The 12770-nt window shown below is 67.8% G+C and carries 8 protein-coding genes; 3 read left to right on the top strand and 5 right to left on the bottom strand.

Features of this window, described 5'->3' with window-relative positions; genetic code table 11:
* Nucleotides 1-7: 7 nt before the first annotated feature.
* The 4 genes from phoB to KUV81_RS11715 all read right to left on the bottom strand — a co-directional run bounded on the left by phoB (nt 8) and on the right by KUV81_RS11715 (nt 6908).
* Nucleotides 8-697, bottom strand: a complete 690-nt coding sequence (gene phoB / locus KUV81_RS11730; RefSeq protein ID WP_222544036.1) for a phosphate regulon transcriptional regulator PhoB — start codon at nt 695-697, stop codon at nt 8-10.
* A 136-nt stretch (nt 698-833) separates the two neighbouring features.
* The gene (locus tag KUV81_RS11725) at nt 834-1772 is read right to left on the bottom strand and encodes a porin (protein WP_222544035.1); all 939 of its coding nucleotides are present in this window, start codon (nt 1770-1772) and stop codon (nt 834-836) included.
* 169 nt (nt 1773-1941) lie between these two features.
* Nucleotides 1942-5673, bottom strand: a complete 3732-nt coding sequence (locus KUV81_RS11720) for an AAA family ATPase (RefSeq protein ID WP_222544034.1) — start codon at nt 5671-5673, stop codon at nt 1942-1944.
* Nucleotides 5670-6908, bottom strand: a complete 1239-nt coding sequence (locus KUV81_RS11715; protein ID WP_222544033.1) for an exonuclease SbcCD subunit D C-terminal domain-containing protein — start codon at nt 6906-6908, stop codon at nt 5670-5672. Before KUV81_RS11715 ends, KUV81_RS11720 begins: the two co-directional genes overlap by 4 nt.
* Nucleotides 6909-7041: 133 nt before the next feature.
* Between KUV81_RS11715 and rdgC the strand changes: the two genes are divergently transcribed.
* Both rdgC and KUV81_RS11705 read left to right on the top strand, forming a co-directional pair.
* Entirely contained in the window at nt 7042-7956 is a 915-nt protein-coding gene (gene rdgC / locus KUV81_RS11710) for a recombination-associated protein RdgC (protein WP_222544032.1), read from the top strand.
* A gap of 65 nt (nt 7957-8021) precedes the next feature.
* Nucleotides 8022-8735, top strand: coding sequence for a class I SAM-dependent methyltransferase (locus KUV81_RS11705; protein WP_222544031.1), 714 nt, complete (start codon nt 8022-8024; stop codon nt 8733-8735).
* 32 nt (nt 8736-8767) lie between these two features.
* Here the strand turns inward: KUV81_RS11705 and KUV81_RS11700 are convergent, their stop codons facing one another.
* A complete protein-coding gene (locus KUV81_RS11700) occupies nt 8768-10525 on the bottom strand; it encodes a M61 family metallopeptidase (protein ID WP_222544030.1) in 1758 nt (585 codons plus the stop codon).
* A 94-nt stretch (nt 10526-10619) separates the two neighbouring features.
* Between KUV81_RS11700 and KUV81_RS11695 the strand changes: the two genes are divergently transcribed.
* A complete protein-coding gene (locus KUV81_RS11695) occupies nt 10620-12749 on the top strand; it encodes a tetratricopeptide repeat protein (RefSeq protein WP_222544029.1) in 2130 nt (709 codons plus the stop codon).
* Nucleotides 12750-12770 lie beyond the last annotated feature (21 nt).

Below are 12770 nucleotides of genomic sequence, written 5' to 3'. Positions count from 1 at the left end.
TCATCAGTTAAATCTTGGTGGAGAAGCGGTAACCCGCGCCCCGAACGGTCTGGATCAGGCGATCGTGGCCGGTGTCCTGGATCGCCTTGCGCAGGCGTCGGATGTGCACGTCCACGGTGCGATCTTCCACGTAGACGTTGGTGCCCCAGACGTTGTCCAACAATTGCTCACGGCTGTAGACCCGCTCCGGGTGGGTCATAAAGAAGTGCAGCAGGCGGAACTCGGTGGGCCCCATGTCCAGCCCCTTCTCCTCCACGGTCACCCGGTGGGAGACCGGATCCAGGCGCAGGCCCTGGACCTCCACCGCCTCCTCCAGGCGAGTGGGGGCGGAGCGGCGCAGCACCGCCTTGATGCGGGCCACCAGCTCCTTGGGGGAGAAGGGCTTGGTGATGTAGTCGTCGGCGCCCACCTCCAGGCCGCGCACCCGATCCTCCTCCTCACCGCGGGCGGTCAGCATGATAATGGGGATCTGACGGGTGTGCTCCTCCTGGCGCAGGGTCTTGGCCAGCTGGATCCCGCTGCCGCCGGGCAACATCCAGTCCAGCAGCACCAGGTCCGGGTAGGGTTCGCTGATGGCGGACAGGCCCTGGTCGTAATCCGCGGCACTGGTGGTGCGAAACCCGTGCTGGTCCAGTACGAAGGTCAGCATTTCACGGATGGCGGATTCGTCTTCGACGATGAGAATATTGGCAGTCATAACAAGCTATTGGATCCACGAGTGACGTTTCGCGGATGATTATCTGTCCGATAAATGACAGAAATATGAATCCCTGACAAGCAGTGTAATAAAAAAGAGGGCCCTGGGGCCCTCTTTTCGCGGCTTTTCACAGCAATTAGAAGTCGTAACGCAGACCCACAGCCAGGACGCTGTCGTTGTCGGCGCTGTCGTAGCTGGTGCCGGTGTAGTAGGCGTTCAGGCGCATCTGCTTGGACAGCTTGTGCTCGGCGCCCACGGAGTAGACGGAACCGGAGTCGGCGAACTTGTTGCTGCCGTCGGCGTCCTGGTACTGGGCCTTCAGCTTGGTGTCGCCCAGGCTGTAGGCAGCGGAAACCAGGAAGCCGTCGAAGGACTCGGAGCTGTCCACGCGCTCCTGGTCGTTGTACATGGCGCCCAGTTCGATGCCGGCGATCTTACCGCCCACGGTCACACGCAGGACGTCCCAGCCCAGCACTTCGCTGTCGTAGGCCACGGCGGCGTAGAAGGGCTGCTTCTTGTAGTTGGCGTCACCGAACATACCGGCCACGGAGAAACCGCTGTCGCCATTCTGGCTCTTGGCATCCTCAGTCACGTAGGTCACTTCGGCGCGGAACAGGTTGGCGATGGTCGGGGTGGCGTAGGAGATCTGCTGGGAGGCGCGGTTCTCGCCACGGAACAGGGCGTTCAGATCGCCTTCGAAGTCGTTGAACTGGTCAACCTTGCCCTGGGACAGCTTGAGGGCGGTGTCGCGGCGACCGATGGTGGTCATACCGAAGTCGCCCTTCAGGCCGATGAACTGGTTACGGTTAGAGAACACATCGTCTGCGGTGACATCGATACCGAACTCCGCCTGGTAGATGGCTTCCAGGCCCTCGGAGATCTGGTGGCTGCCCTTCACACCCAGGCGGGAGGAGTGGGTCGCAACGCGGGTGGTGCCGTCGCTGTCGTCGCCGCCCAGGTCAGCGTACTGAGCGGTCAGGTTCAGGCGGCCGTACACGTTCACATCGGCGGCAGCGGTGGCAGGCAGGGTTGCGGCAGCCACAGCGGCAGCCAGGAAAGTGCGTTTCAGAGACATGGTTTTAAATTCCTTGTTAAACGGATGTTTTCCGGGTTCAGGAGAAAACGCCGGCAAGTGTGCCAAGGCTTTGTGACAGTTGGATGTCAAACATCCGTGACACTTTTGTGACAATGCCGAAGGACATTCAATGGCATTAACATCCGTTTAACAAGGGGTTGCTCAAGATTTACCGCTCGATAAGGCGCAGTTGACTGGTGCCACCTCCTGCCGCACTCAGCTGCACCCGGGTGCCGATCCGCTCCACCAGGGTCTGCACATGGGAGATCACCCCCACCTGGCGTCCCGCCGCCTGCAGGGCGTCCAGGCAGGAGAGCGCCAACTCCAAGGAGTCCGGATCCAGGGTGCCAAAGCCCTCATCGATGAACAGCGAGCCGATCCGTCCGCCGCCGGTGGTCAGGGCGGAGAGGGCCAGGGCCAGGGCCAGGGAGACCAGGAAGGTTTCCCCGCCGGAGAGGCTTTCGATGGCGCGGATCTCCTCCCCCATGTCGCCGTCCACCACCTGAAGGTCCAGCCCGTTGCCCGGGGTGGGCTGCAACCGGTAACGGGGGGCCAGCTCCGCCAGCTGGGCATTGGCCAGGCTCAGCAACTGGGCCAGGGTCAAAGACTGCGCCATAGCCCGGAATCGGCTGCCATCGGCGGAGCCGATCACCTCTTTGAGCTGCAACCAGACCCGGCAGTCCGCCTCCGCCTGGTGCTGCTGCGCCTCCAGGTCCAGGGCTTGCTGCTGCAGGCTGCTTTGCTGGGCCAGGCGGTGGCGGCACTCGAAATGGGACCGCTCCAGGGTGGTCAGCGCCGCTTTGAGGGCCGACAAGTCCGCTGCCTCGAACTCGCTCTGGGCCAGCTGCTGCTGCCAGGCCGCGTCGGCCTGGCGGTGGGCGGCCTGACGCTCCGACAGTTCCGCTTGTGCCCGCTCGCGGTCACGGCGGGCCCCCTCCCGGGCCAGCTGATGGGCCGACAGGCGCTGCTGCTGGGCCTGGCGCCACTGGTGATCCCGCCCCATCAGGGCCAGCACCTGCTGTTGGGCCAGCCCCAGGGATTGCAGCAGTTCACTCCAGCGGGCCAGGCTGTCCCGGCGCTGATCCTGCTGCTGGGCCAGCTGCTGTCGCTGCTGCTCCAGGGTTGTGGTGAGCGCCACCTGCTCGGTGCGCGCCCGGCTCAGGGCCTCCTGGGCCTGGGTCAGGGCCTCCTGGGCCTGGGCCTGCTGTTCGCCCAGGCGCTGGTGACGCTCGGCCAGGGTCTCCCCCTCCAACAGCGCCGCCAGGACGCTGGACAGGCGTTCAGCCTGCTCGGTCAGCGCCTCGAGCTTGGGCTCCATCAGCGCCAGGCTGGCCCGCAGCTCCTGCATCGCCAGGGCGTGTTGCTGAGCCTGTTCAGCCTGTTCCTGGCCCAGAGTCTCCAGTGCCGCCAGACGGCTCTGGACCTCTCCCAGCGCCGCGACGCTGGCGTCCAGTTCCGCCACCTGGTCGCCCATCCCCTGGGGCTCCTGCCCCAGGGCCGACCAGGGCAGATCCGGCAGCACCGCTGCCAGCTCCTGCCGCTCCGCCTGCAGCGCCCCCTGCAGCCGGGCCAGCTCGGTTTTCAGCCGGGCCTGGCGCTCCTCGCCCTCCTTGACCTTCAGCGCCCAGTGATGACGCTGCTCCTGGGCCTCGGCCCGGGCCCGGTGCAGCTGCTCCGTCTGCTGCTGCAGCTGGTTCAATCCCTGCTGCCACTGACGCCACTGCTGCTGGGCCTGGTGACTCTGACCCAGAGCCTGCTCCCACTGCGCCGCCGTCTCCTGCAGCTGGGCCACCGAACACGACGCCCATTGGGGCTGCTGGGCCTCCAGGGCGTGCTGCTCGGCACGGCCCTCGGCCAACCCTTGGGCCAGCTCCAAGCGCTCCGCCTCCAGTTGTTCGGCTTGCAACCGCTGCTGCTGTGCCAGCACCTGGCCCCGCTGCAGCTCAGCCTGGGTCGATTCCAGCCCCTGGGTCAGTGTCTCGACCCGGGACAGCATGCCGGTCAGCACGGCGCTGACCGCCGGATTGTGCTCCGCGTAGGGGTGGTCCGTGCCTCCGCACAGGGGGCAGGGCTGCTCCGGCTGCAACAGCGGCCGGTAATCCTCCAGGGCCAGGGTGGCCTGGGCCTGTTGGTGCTGGTGTTGCGCTTCGGCCAGGGTCGCCCGCTCCGCCTGGATCCGCTGCTCCAGCGCGCTGCGCTGTGGCGCCCAACGCGCCTGGTGTTCGGCAAGCTCAGCCAACCGTGCTGTCAGGGCGTCGCTGCGCTGCTGGGCCGGCCGCAGCCGCTCACCCAGCTCCAGGTAGCGAAGCAGTTGGCGCAGGGCCTGCTCCTGGGCCGTGCGCGCCTCGGGATCCGGCTGGGCCGGCTCCTGCGCTCGCCACTGGGTCAGGCGCGCCGCCAGTGTCTGTGCCTGCGCATCGAGGCCCTGTTCCTGCTCAGTAAACTGGGCCAGCTGGGCCTGCTCCTGCGCCAGGGCCGGTTGTCCCTGGCGCTGCTGCTGACGCAGGGCATGCCACTGTGTGCCATCCCGGCCCAGGGCCAGCAGGCGATTGCGCCACTGGGGCCACTGGCCCGCCAGGGCCACCAGGGCGCGGTTGGCGTTCAGGGTCTCACCCAGTTGCCGCTGCTCCTGCTCCCGGGCCTGCTGGGCCTGGGCCAGTTCGGCCTGTTGCGCTTGTCGTTTTGAGAGGGCCTGACGCTGGGGCGTCAGCTGGGTCTGCAACTGGGCGTGTTCGGCTTGCACCCCCTGGCGCTGGCGCTCCAGCTGCTCCGCTTCACCGCGCTGCCCCTGCCAGCGCTGCCACTGGGCGTCGCAGCGGGTCTGGGCCTCGGTGAGGGTCGGCAGCCTTTGGGTCAGCCGGTCAATCTCGGCCTGCTGACGGGCGCTGTCCTCCTCCAGGCGCGTCAAGCGGGGCTGCGACTCCGCCAGGGCCACCTCCAGCTGGCTGAGCTCCTGGTAGAGGGGGCGGGCCGCCTGGGCCCGGTCGAACACCTCCAGCTCCGCCGCCAGGGCGTCGAAGGCATCTTGCTGTTCGGCCAGGGCGGTTTCCGCCTCCATGGCCGCGTCGATCTTGGCCTGCTGCCCCTGGCACTGCTGAGCCAGGGTGGTCACCGCGGCGGCGTCCGCCACCAGGGCCTGCCCCCGGGCCAGTCCGGCGGCCAGCTGGGCCTGTTCGGCCTCCAGGGCCGCCAGGGCCTCCGGGTCCATCAGCTCCAGGTGGGCCCGGCGCTCCGCCAAGCGGCTCATCTGCTGCTCGGCGTCCCGCCCCCGCTCGAAGGCGGCGGCGCCGATGCGGCTGTAGATCTCGGTACCGGTCAGCCGCTCCAGCAGCTCGGAGCGCTGTTTCGGGGAGGCTTTGAGGAAGGCGGCAAACTCCCCCTGGGCCAACAGCACCGCGCGGCGAAACTGTTCCCAGCTGAGGCCCACCTTGGCCTCGATGCTGGCCAGCACCTCGGTTTTCTTGCCGCTCTCCACCTTGGCGTCGACCAGGTGGGTCAGGCTCATCTCCTGGTGCTGCATCCGTCCCTCGGCCCGTCCCCGAGCCCGGCGCACCGTCCAGCGGGCGCAGTAACGCTGGCCATCGATGCCGATGAACTCCACCTCGGCGTGGCCCTCGGCCTTGCCGCGACTGAGGATCTGGCGGACGTCGTTGCTCTTGAGCCACAACTTGTCGTCCCCGCCCCGGGCCCCGACCGCCGCCCCTTGGCGCCCTGTGGTGTAGCGGGGGGTCTGGTCATAGAGGGCCAGGCAGAGGGCATCCAGCAGGGTGCTTTTGCCGGAGCCGGTGGGCCCGGTGATGGCGAACAGACCGGATTGGGCCAGGGGGCCCTCCCCCAGGGGGATGTCGAAGGGGCGCGCCAGGCTGGCCAGGTTCTCGCCGCGGATGGCCAAGATCTTCATGCCTGCTCCTCCAGCTCGGCCACCAGGGTGTCGAAGGCGTGCAACAGCCCCTCGGCCGGCGCCTCGCCAAACTGCGCCTGGTAGCCCTGGACAAAGACTTGTGTGGGGTTGAGCTGATCCAGCCCCTGCCCCGGCAACGTCTCTCCCGGGGCCGCGTCCGGGTGGGTCACCTGTATTCGCGCCAGGCGCACCGGCTTATCCTCCAGCACCGCCAGGATCCGCTCACGCAACCTCGGCTCCGGGGCACTCAGGGCCACCCGCACCTCCAGCAGGGGCTGCCGTTCCGGGGCCACCTCCGGCCACTCCTGCGCTTCCAATGTGGTGAGCACGGAGGCCAGGTCCGCCGGCGTCTTGGGCAGACGCAGTATGGGTACCGCCCGGGGCACCCTCAGGGCGTCGTTGGCCACCACCTCCCCCGCTTCAATGCGCAGCTTGCGCACCTGGTGGGGGTAGTGCTCCTCCGCCAACGACAGGGGGATGGGGCTGCCGCTGTAGCGGACCTTGCCGGCCTTATCCACCCGCTGAGCCTTGTGCAGGTGGCCCAGGGCCAGGTAGTCGAGCGACTCGGGAAAGCGCCCGAGGGGCAGCGCATGCTGGTTGCCCCCCAGGATCCGCCGCTCCGACAGCTCCGACAGCTCGGTGCCCGCCAGGTAGGCGTGCCCGGTGGCCACCAGGGCCTGATCCGGCTGGCGCTGCGCGATCATCGCCTCGGTGCCGGCCTGGTAGAGGCGGGCCACGGCGCCGATAAGCTTGTCCTCCTCCGTGTCCAGGGCGGGATCCGACAGGTTGAGATCGGCGCTGCGCAAAAAGGGCATCGCCAGGCACCAGGCGGCCACCGCACCGCTGTGGTCCGTCAGCGGCAGCACCAGCCGCGGCCAGTCGGGGGCGCCATCCTCGCCACGGGGCAACTGGCCGATCACCGTGATGCCGAAGCTCGCCAGCAGGCTGTGGGGGGCGTCCAGCTTGGCCGGCGAGTCGTGGTTGCCGCCCACCAGCACCAGGTCCAGATTGGGCAGCCGACGTCGGCAGTCGGCCAGGAAGCGGTAGAGCATCTGCCAGGCGTAGGCCGGCGGGTTGGCGCTGTCGAACAGGTCGCCGCAGATCAGCAGGGCGTCCGCCTGCTCCGCTTCCAGGGTGTCCAGCAGCCAGGTGAGAAACTGCTGGTGCTCGAAGGCCCGGCTGTGGCCGTGCAGCAACTGGCCCAGGTGCCAGTCGGCGGTGTGGAATAGGTTCATCGGCAATCGGGTGTGGGGAAGATGGGCTAAGGATATCAAGCTCATCGACCGGAGACACCGCCGGATTTGCTCGCCGGGGCGCTTTTCCCCTACACTGCCGCCCCATTGAATTCGCCAAGCAACAGGATCCCCCATGTGGTTTAAGAACGTGCTGCCCTACCGCCTGACCAAGCCCGTCGAGTGGCAAGCGGACGAGCTCGAGCGGCAAATGGACGCCCTCACCTTCACGCCCGCCGGCAGCCAGGAGATGGCCAAGCTGGGCTTCGTCAGTGCCCTGGGGCCCAAGGTGGACGGGGGCCTGGTCCACGTTGCTGGTGGCAACCTGCTGATCGCCATCGAGAAAGAAGAGAAGATGCTGCCCGCCTCGGTGATCAAGGAGGAGCTGGATGAGCGAGTCAGCCAGCTGGAGAACGACCAGGGTCGACCGGCGCGCAAGGCGGAGAAGGAGGCGATGAAAGAGGACATCGTCGCCCTGCTGCTGCCCCGGGCCTTCAGCCGTCGCAAGCGGATCCAGGCGCTGATCCTGCCCAAGCAGCAGCTGATCCTGGTGGACAGCTCCAGTGCCGCCCGGGCCGAGGAGCTGCTCTCCCTGCTGCGCCAGGCCATCGGCTCCCTGCCGGTGGCCCCGCTGATGCCCAACACCCTGCCGGAAGAGGCGATGACCCAGTGGGTGCGCGAAGGGGTGATCGGCAACAACCTGAGCCTGCTGGAGGAAGCGGAGCTGAAAAGCCTGGCGGAGAACGGCGGCAGCGTGAAACTCAAGGACCTGCCTCTGGACAGTGACGAAGTGGGCGCGCACCTGGACGCCGGGCTGCTGGCGGTGAAGGTGGGCCTGGACTGGGCCGACAGCCTAAACTTCGTGCTGGGCGCCGATCTGTCCCTCAAGCGGCTGAAGTTCTCCGACGTGCTGCAGGAGCACAATGACGACATCGACAAGGCGGATCTCGCCGCCCGGCTGGACGCCGATTTCGCCCTGATGTGTGGCGAGTTCGAGCGGCTGTGGCCGGATCTGCTGGAGGCCATGGGCGGCGTCGACGAGAGCATCTGACGCTGTCCCCTCCCCCAAAAGGCCGCCGATGCGGCCTTTTTTGGTTTTATCTACCGGAGCCGACCATGGAGCTGTATCAACGCCACGCCCGGGCCTACGCCGAGGCGATCGAGGACAACCTCTACAACGCCCAGCTGGACCGCTATACCCTGCTGCGGATGCTGCCGCCGCTGGATGGCCTCAAGGTACTGGACCTGGCCTGCGGCCCCGGGGCCTACCTCCAGCCGCTGTTCGATGGCGGCGCCGCCTGGGTCAAGGCGCTGGATCTCAGCCCCCAGATGGTGGCGCTGGTGCGCGAGCGCTTTGCCAGGCAGCTGGGCCAGCGCCTCGAGTGCGAGCAGCAGGACCTGGCCCAGGGGCTGCCCCAGGAGCCCAGCGCCGAGTACGATTTGGTGATCTGCCCCCTGGCAGTGCACTACCTGGCGGATCTGGCGCCACTGTTTCGCGATGTGCAGCGGGTGCTCAAGCCCGGCGGTCGCTTTGTCTTCTCCACCCACCACCCGCTGGTGGACGCCCCCCTCTCCCCCAGCGGCAACTACTTCGCCGTCGAAGCCATCGAGGAGCAGTGGAACACCATAGGCACGCCGGTCACGGTGCGCTTCTACCGCCGCCCCCTCGAGGCGCTGTTCGCCGCCCTGACCCAGGCCGGGCTGCTGGTGGCGGCGCTGGAGGAGGGCACCCCGGACCCGCGCATGGCCGAGCAGGCTCCCGAGGTGTACCAGCGCCTTCGCACCCAGCCGAACTTCCTCTTTCTCGAGGCCAAAAAAACGGGCACCTAGAGGGTGCCCGTTGTTTCGCTCGTTAAGCGGCCTCAGTAGGGCCAGTCCACCCCAAGCCAGGCCTCGAAACGGGCTTTTTGCGCCCCGGTCACCGATTCCAGCGGCTGGATCTTGGCCGGCCCCTTGGGCTGCTCGGCCAGCTCGAGGGTGCGGGTCATCAGGCGGTCGCGACGAAATACGGTGACCGTCACCGACTGCCCCGCTTGGTAGCGAGCCAGGGTCTGCTCCCAGGCCTTGGGATCCCAGCGCTGACCGTCGATGGCCACCAGCTGATCCCCGGCGGTCAGTCCCGCCTGCCAGGCCGGCCCGTCCCGGCGTACCCGGGTGATGGCCCCGCCCTCCCCGTCGGTGGTCAGCCCGAGATCCAGCTTGCGCTGCTCATCCAGGGTCAGGGTCAGCCCCGCCTGGGCCAACAGCGCCTGGCTGTCCAGTTGCAGCGGGCCATCGATGTGGCTCTGCCAGAACGGCTCGGCGGAGCGCCCCCCCAGGGTGCTGACCAGGCGCTTGAGCTGGTCGTCGTTGTAGGCCCCCGGCAGACGGTGATCCCGGTAGAGGGCCCGGTGCAGCTGCTCAATGCCGCTGTCGCCGTCCCGCAGCCAGAAATCCAGCGCCCAGTTGGCCAAAAAGCCCTCGGAGTAGATGCTGACGCTGTGGTTGGTGCCGTAGTCGCCACCCCGGGCGATCCAGTTGTCGAAGCTGGCCTCGGCCACGCTCTGCAGCTCACGCCCCGGGGTCTGGCCGTGGCGCACCAGGCGCTTGGCCAGATCCTTGAGGTACTCCTCGACGGTCATCACCCCGGCGCGCACCAGCCAGAGGTTCTGCAGGTAGCTGGTGCCCCCCTCTGCCAGCCACAGCAGCGGCGTGTAGTTGTCCGACTGGTAGTTGTAGGGCACCAGGCCCTGGGGCCGGTAGGCCTTGACGTTCCAGGTGTGCACCAGCTCGTGGGAGGCGGTGGCGATAAAGCTGAGGTAATCCTCCCGCTTGGCGAAACTCCAGCGGGGCCGCTGGATCACCGTGGAGTTGAGGTGCTCGGTGGCCCCCCGCACGCCGGTGGTGGCGTGGACCATAAAGACGTAGCGCTCGTAGGGGTAGTCGGAGCCGAAGTAGGCGCCGCCGGCGGCCACCAGGGCCTTGAGGTCATTGACCATCAGCTCGGTGTCGTAGTTGCCCTCCCCCCAGATCACCAGCTCGTACTGGCGACCGTCCACCTCGAAGGCGAAGTCCTGGTGGATCCCGGTTTCGATGGGGCTGTCCACCAGCACGTCATAGTCCGGGGCGACAAAGCGGTGGGCGCCGTCGCCGTCCATGCCGGAGACGCTGCGCCAGCCACTGGGCACCTCCAGCTCCACGCTGACCGGTTCCTGGCGAAACTGCGGGCTGTACATGAACACCCCGGAGGCGTCCAGGTAGGCGTGGGTGTCGTCGATGTGGCGGCTGCGGTCCTTGAGCTCATTGGCGTGCACCTGGTAGCGCACCGTCACCTCGGTGGCCTTGGGCAGGGCGATGGCCCAGGTGGCCCGGGCGGTTTTCTGCCAGGCCAGGGGCTGGCCATCGCTGCCCAGCGCCTCGAAACCGCGGATCCCGTCCGCCAGGGGCAGCAGCTGGTAGCGACCGGTGCGCCAGTTGGGCAGCTTCACCTCCAGGGTGCCGGCGGCGCGGCTGGGGAACTGGGCCTGGACCTGGGCGCTGTGGTGGTCGGGGTTGTCGATGTGAATGCGGTAGGCCACGTCGCCCCAGGCGGGGGTGGCCAACAGGGCCGCAGCCCAGAGGGTCCCGGGTAAGATCTTCATCTCAAAATCCTTTTCGCTGTCGTTATAGTTGTTATGAAAATGTCGGGCTGGCACTATACCCAGTGATGACTCGGGGATCCAGATGAGGTAGGGAATGCGGCGGTTTGGGCTGGTATTGGCGGTATGGATGCTGGTGGCCAAGGCGCAGGCGTTTGGCCCGTCCGATCCCCAACGGGGCTGGTCGATGGTCGAGCAGGATCCCGAGCGGATTTTGGCCCTCTACCTGGACGAGTCCGGCCAGACTCCGGAGCTCGAATCGGAACGCCTTTTGCTGCTGGGCTACGCCTACAAGGAGCAGAGCGACAAGCCCGGACTCCAGCGCACCCTGACCCAGCTTCAGCACCGCACCCTCACCGCCACCCAGCAAGCCCGTTTCCTGATCCTCGAAGGCCTCTACATCGGCCCCATGGAGAGCCGCTTCGACGAGGCCCTGTCCCGCTTCGAGTCCGCCCAGGTGCGCCTGGCCAGCCGCCAGGATCCCACCAGTTTGTCTCTGCAGATCCACGCCCTGACCCTCTCCGGCTCCCTGCTGCGCTACCTGGACCGCATCCCCGAGGCGATCGACCGCCTGGGCCAGGCCCGCCAACGCGCGGTGGCCCTGGGGGATAAGGCCCAGCTGGCCCAGGTGGAACAGCATCTGGGCCGGGCCCTGCGCATGGGGGAGCAGCCCCGCCTGGCCGCCGAGCACTACCGGGCCGCCCTGAACCTGTCCGAGCATGTGGTGGACCCCAAGTTCCCCGGCACCCTGGAGCTGGAACTGGCCCGCCTCTACCGCGGCGTGGGTGAGCACCCCAAGACGTTGGAGCACGCCCACAACGCCGCCCATCTGCTGGAGCAGGCGGGAGAGCCGCTGCTGATGGCCGACGCCCTGGCGGAGCTGGGCTACGCCTACCGGGCCCTGGACAACACGCCCCGCTCCCTGCACTACTACATGCTGGCCCTGGACCATCAACTGGCGGCCGAAAGCGTGCTGGGGGTGGCCCGTACCCGGCGTCAGATCGCCCTGACCTACCTGGCCGCCGGCGAGCCGGAGAAATCCCTCGATTACCTGCACCTGGCCCTGGAGGCCTTCCGTCAACGCAACCGCGACAACCTGGTGCTGGCCACCCGCATCGCCATCAGCGAGACCTTCCTGGCCCTGGGGCGCTGGAGCGAAGCCCAACGCCTGGCGGAGGAGCTGCTGGTGCAGAGTCGCCAGGCGGAGGACCGGGAGAGCGAGCGGGCCCTGCTGCTGGTGATGGCCAAGGCCAACCGGGCCCTGGCCCGCACCGAACAAGCCTGGGAGCAGCTGATGCAGGTGGTGACCCTTCCCAGCCGGGATCTGCGCACCGCCAGCAACCTGGGGGCCGCCAACCAGCTGGCGGAGCAGCAGCTGCGCAATCAGCTGCAGCGCCAGGTGGACGAGTTGAACCAGGCCCAGGTGGCGATGGCGGATCTGCGCAACCAGCGCCTGCTCACCGCGCTGGTGCTGATCGCCCTGGTGCTGTCGCTGCTGCTGATGTGGCGACGCCAGCGCAGTAAGGGCGGTGCCCTGGCCGAACTGCACCACCAGGCCCACTACCACACGGAAACCGGCGCCGGCAATCGGCTGGGGCTGTTCCGCCAGCTGGATCTGGCCCAACCCGGCTACCTGGTGCTGCTCAAGGTGGGCGCCCTGCCGGACAGCGAGATCGCCAGCGGTCAGACCCAGTTTGCCGACAACCGCCAACGGCTGGTGGCCCTGATGAGCCGCCAGGGCTGGGTGGAGTCGGTGTACGAACCCAGCCTGGGTCTGGTGGCCCTGGTGGCCTCGGAGCAGGCAACCCTGGAGAGCGAGCTGCTGCGGCTGTTTGACACCCTGGAGCAGACCTTCGGCGACCGCCCCCACTGCCAGGGGCCCCACAGCGCCGGGGTGATCCCTCTGCCCTTCCAGCCCGGCGCCCTGCTGCGCCTGCCGCCGGAGCAGGCCCTGGAGCTGACCCAGCTGGCCCTGTGGAGCGCCAACGATCTGGCCCAGCGCACCGACCGGTCCCAGTTTGTCCAGCTGCGCCCGGTGGCCCTGAGCGCCCCCCTGCTCAACCCGGACAACCTCTACGCCAGTGCCATCAAGGGGATCCAGCACGGGGTGATCCGCTGCCTGGTCAGTGACGATCAGCAGGATCTGCGCTGGCCGCTCCAGGACGACGCGGACGCCATGGCCGATGACACGGAGAATGTGCCGTCGGTCTCTCTGGGCTCACAGTAGGCTTGCACTTGCTGATGGCTC

The organism is Ferrimonas balearica (assembly GCF_019802085.1).
GTDB classification, from domain to species: Bacteria; Pseudomonadota; Gammaproteobacteria; order Enterobacterales; family Shewanellaceae; genus Ferrimonas; species Ferrimonas balearica_B.
The sequence above is the reverse complement of the archived record's forward strand: the minus strand, read 5'-3'. Positions and strand labels throughout refer to the sequence as shown.